At 54.6% G+C, this 4,399-nt stretch carries 2 protein-coding genes; both read right to left on the bottom strand.

Annotated features, from left to right (window positions below):
* Positions 1 to 427 (bottom strand): glucosyltransferase-I (locus SVU69_13585; protein MDY6944029.1); only part of this gene is annotated, 427 nt, incomplete at its 3' end.
* A gap of 571 nt (positions 428 to 998) precedes the next feature.
* Positions 999 to 3,926, bottom strand: a complete 2,928-nt coding sequence (locus SVU69_13580; GenBank protein MDY6944028.1) for a hypothetical protein — start codon at positions 3,924 to 3,926, stop codon at positions 999 to 1,001.
* Between the last annotated feature and the right edge of the window lie 473 nt (positions 3,927 to 4,399).

The following is a 4,399-nucleotide window of genomic DNA, read 5'->3' as shown; positions in this document are numbered from 1 at the left end:
ACCATCTACTGGTGGGACTGGTCATCCCACTCCAGTCGCTACCATCATAGTGAAGGATGGTGCCATCACCCCCCACGGCGAAGACATCGGTTGAGGAGCTGCCCCAGACTCCATAAAGCCATCTACTGGAGGGACTGGTCATCCCACTCCAGTCGCTGCCATCATAGTGAAGTATGGTGCCATCACTCCCCACGGCGAAGACATCAGAGGCGGAGCTGCCCCAGACTCCATAAAGATAATTTGTAGTGCCACTGGTCATCCCACTCCAGTCGCTGCCATCATGGTGAAGGATGGTGCCATCACTCCCCACGGCGAAGACATCGGTTGAGGAGCTGCCCCAGACATCATAAAGACGATTTGTAGTGCCACTGGCCATCGGAGTCCAGTCACTGCCATCATAGTGAAGGATGGTGCCAAAAGCCCCCACGGCGAAGACATCGGTTGAGGAGCTGCCCCAGACTCCTTCAAGACTATTCCCTTGGGGCAGAGGGTTCTGCCACGCCCAACCATCGGGACTAACTATCTTATCGGCGGCCTTGGCACTCCCTGCCAAGCCACCTATCAATGCCCCGGCGATTAGTAATATCATTGAAACTGCAAGTATTTTGCCCATCATCCTTTTTCGCATCTTTCCCCCTTTCCTACTGCTCAAACCTCTTTGTTTATAAAATCTAGCGAGAATTCGCGCCACAGATGCCCCCAGCTTGCTGGGGGGAGATTCACTTCTTCACCGCCCCCTGTAAAGGCATAAGTGTTAACTTAGAATCCAAATCTCCCTTGCCCTCTTTACTAAAAGGGGGTTGGAAGTCCCCTTTTAGTAAAGGGGGATTTAGGGGGATTCTCTGCCCCCTTCCACTTAAGTTAGTGCCTATGCCCTGTAAAGGAGGACCCCTCCCCCCTTTTAAGCAAGGACAGCGCTGCTTGTGCAGCACTGTCCCACGCAATCATAAATACATTTACGCTCATCTATGCCTCTCACCTAGGTCAGAAGCTCCCAACTAGTTGGTCTGCATCTGCCTGTTCCGTGATCTTCTGAATCTCCAGTACCCGGCAATGCTGAGAAGACCCACTCCGAAGAGCACGAAGGTTGGCAGCTCGGGGACTGGTGCTACAAAACCGACCGAGGTGGCATCATCAATGCCGTCATTGGCTGCGTTATACTCACCATCGCCATCGTCAACAATGATGTCCCACTCCTCGGCGGTGGGTGGGGCGTCGACAGGTATCACCCAAATCGGTGTAACTGGGATGTCACCATTTGAGTTGGCAGTGACACTCTCCTGAGCTCCTGCTCCTCCGGATGGATCAAGCGTGCTATCAAGGGTACCCCCAGTCTCGGAAACTGAGCCATCAGGTTGTATAAATATGTTGTAGTCTCCGGCAGCGAATCTGGATCCCCACACATAGACGGTCTCCCCGGGGGCGAAGGAGTTCTTCTCATTGCCATTCACATCGCAGGAGACTACTAGGTTGGCAGGCTCCCGATAGTGAAGGATGGCGCCCCCGGATCCCACGGAGAAGACATCAGAGGAGGAGCTGCCCCAGACACTAAAAAGATAATTTGTAGTGCCACTGGCCATTGGAGTCCAGGTGCTGCCATCATAGTGAAGGATGGTGCCCCTGGATCCCACGGCGAAGACATCAGAGGAGGAGCTGCCCCAGACACCATAAAGATCTTCACTAGGGCCACCGGCCATCCCACTCCAGGCGCTGCCATCATAGTGAAGGATGGTGCCAAAATCCCCCACGGCGAAGACATCAGAGGAGGAGCTGCCCCAGACTCCAGAAAACCATTTCCTGGCGCCACTGGCCATCGGAGTCCAGTCACTGCCATCATAGTGAAGGATCATGTTTTCCCCTACGGCGAAGACATCAGAGGAGTAGCTGCCCCAGACTCCAGAAAACCGTATCCTGGCGCCACTGGCCATCGGAGTCCAGTCGCTACCATCATAGTGAAGGATGGTGTCATCCTCCCCCACGGCGAAGACATCAGAGCCAGAGCTGCCCCAGACACCATAAAGATAATTTGTAGTGCCGCTGGCCATCGGAGTCCAGTCGCTGCCATCATAGTGAAGGATGGTGCCCCAAGACCCCACGGCGAAGACATCAGAGCCAGAGCTGCCCCAGACTCCATCAAGATGATTTGTAGTGCCACTGGCCATCCCACTCCAGTCGCTACCATCATAGTGAAGGATAGTGCCAAAATCCCCCACGGCGAAGACATCGGTTGAGGAGCTGCCCCAGACTCCAGAAAACCATTTCCTGGCGCCACTGGCCATCGGAGTCCAGTCACTGCCATCATAGTGAAGGATGGTGCCCCCGGATCCCACTGCGAAGACATCAGAGTCAGAGCTGCCCCAGACACCCAAAAGATGTTCACCAGGGCCACCACTCCAGTCGCTGCCATCATAGTGAAGGATGATGCCAAACCTCCCCACGGCGAAGACATCAGAGCCAGAGCTGCCCCAGACATCATGAAGATCCTCTGTAGTACCACTGCTCATCGGAGTCCAGGCGCTGCCATCATAGTGAAGGATGGTGCCAAACTCCCCCACGGCGAAGACATCAGAGCCAGAGCTACCCCAGACTCCATAAAGCCATTCATCGATACCACTGGCCATCGGAGTCCAGTCGCTACCATCATAGTGAAGGATGATGCCATCACCCCCCACGGCGAAGACATCAGAGCCAGAGCTGCCCCAGACTCCATAAAGCCAATCTGAGGTGCCACTGGCCATCGGAGTCCAGTCGCTGCCATCATAGTGAAGGATGGTGCCATCCCACCCCACGGCGAAGATATCAGAGGAGGAGCTGCCCCAAACACCACGAAGACGATTTGTAGTGCCACTGGCCATCGGAGTCCAGTCGCTGCCATCATAGTGAAGGATGGTGCCATCCGGCCCCACGGCGAAGACATCAGAGTCAGAGCTGCCCCAGACTCCATAAAGCCAATCTGAGGTGCCACTGGCCATCGGAGTCCAGTCGCTGCCATCATAGTGAAGGATGGTGCCAAACTCCCCCACGGCGAAGACATCAGAGCCAGAGCTGCCCCAGACATCATGAAGATCCTCTGTAGTACCACTGCTCATTGGAGCCCAGGCGTTGCCATCATAGTGAAGGATGGTGCCCCCGGATCCCACGGCGAAGACATCAGAGCCAGAGTCGCCCCAGACTCCATCAAGATGATTTGTAGTGCCACTGGCCATCGGAGTCCAGTCGCTGCCATCATAGTGAAGGATGGTGCCATCACCCCCCACGGCAAAGACATCAGAGGAGGAGCTGCCCCAGACACCACGAAGACCGTCTAAGGTGCCACTGGTCATCCCACTCCAGTCGCTGCCATCATAGTGAAGGATGGTGCCATCCCACCCCACGGCGAAAACATAGGTTGAGGAGCTGCCCCAGACATCATAAAGACGATTTGTAGTACCACTGCTCATTGGAGTCCAGGCGTTGCCATCATAGTGAAGGATGGTGCCAAAATCCCCTACGGCGAAGACATCAGAGCCAGAGCTGCCCCAGACATCATAAAGATGTTCACTAGTGCCACTGGTCATCCCACTCCAGTCGCTGCCACCATAGTGAAGGATGGTGCCCCTGGATCCCACGGCGAAGACATCAGAGGAGGAGCTGCCCCAGACATCATAAAGATGTTCACTAGTGCCACTGGTCATCCCACTCCAGTCGCTGCCATCATAGTGAAGGATCGTGCCAAAAGCCCCCACGGCGAAGACATCGGTTGAGGAGCTGCCCCAGACTCCTTCAAGACTATTCCCTTGGGGCAGAGGGTTCTGCCACGCCCAACCATCGGGACTAATGATCTTGTCGGCGGCCTTGGCACTCCCTGCCAAGCCACCGATCAATGCCCCGGCGATTAGTAATATCATTGAAACTGCAAGTATTTTGCCCATCATCCTTTTTCGCATCTTTCTCCCTTTCCTGCTGCTCGTTGTAAAGGCGTCAGCGCTAACTTTGGGAAATGTCCTTCCTGCGGAGGAGGGAATTCAGAAGGGGCACGGAGTAGTTCCACCCCATAACCAAAGCTGGCTCCCCGCCTTCGAGACTGTTTCACAATTATGAAATACCAATCCCATTCACCATGTCATTGCGAACCGAAGGTGAAGCAATCTCCTCGTAAAAAAGAGAAATGATTAGGCCCTTAGCTCCGAAAGAGTCTCTTCCGTAGCGAACCTATTCTGGAACCTGACGAGGTTTATCGACTCTTACTTCATCTCCTTCACTTCATTTGTAGTACATTCCCTACGTGTAACAGTTCACCCCAGTGCGTCATTGCGAGGAGCGGTAGCGACGTGGCAATCTGGGGCGTGGTGTGGAGGGAAGGTTGATTCATAGCAGACAGGACTGGTAATAGGTTCAGATTGCCCCCTTACCTACCCAG

The organism is Pseudomonadota bacterium, assembly GCA_034189865.1.
Taxonomy (GTDB): domain Bacteria; phylum Pseudomonadota; class Gammaproteobacteria; order UBA5335; family UBA5335; genus JAXHTV01.
Note: the sequence above shows the minus strand (reverse complement) of the source record. Positions and strands in the feature narration are given on the sequence as shown.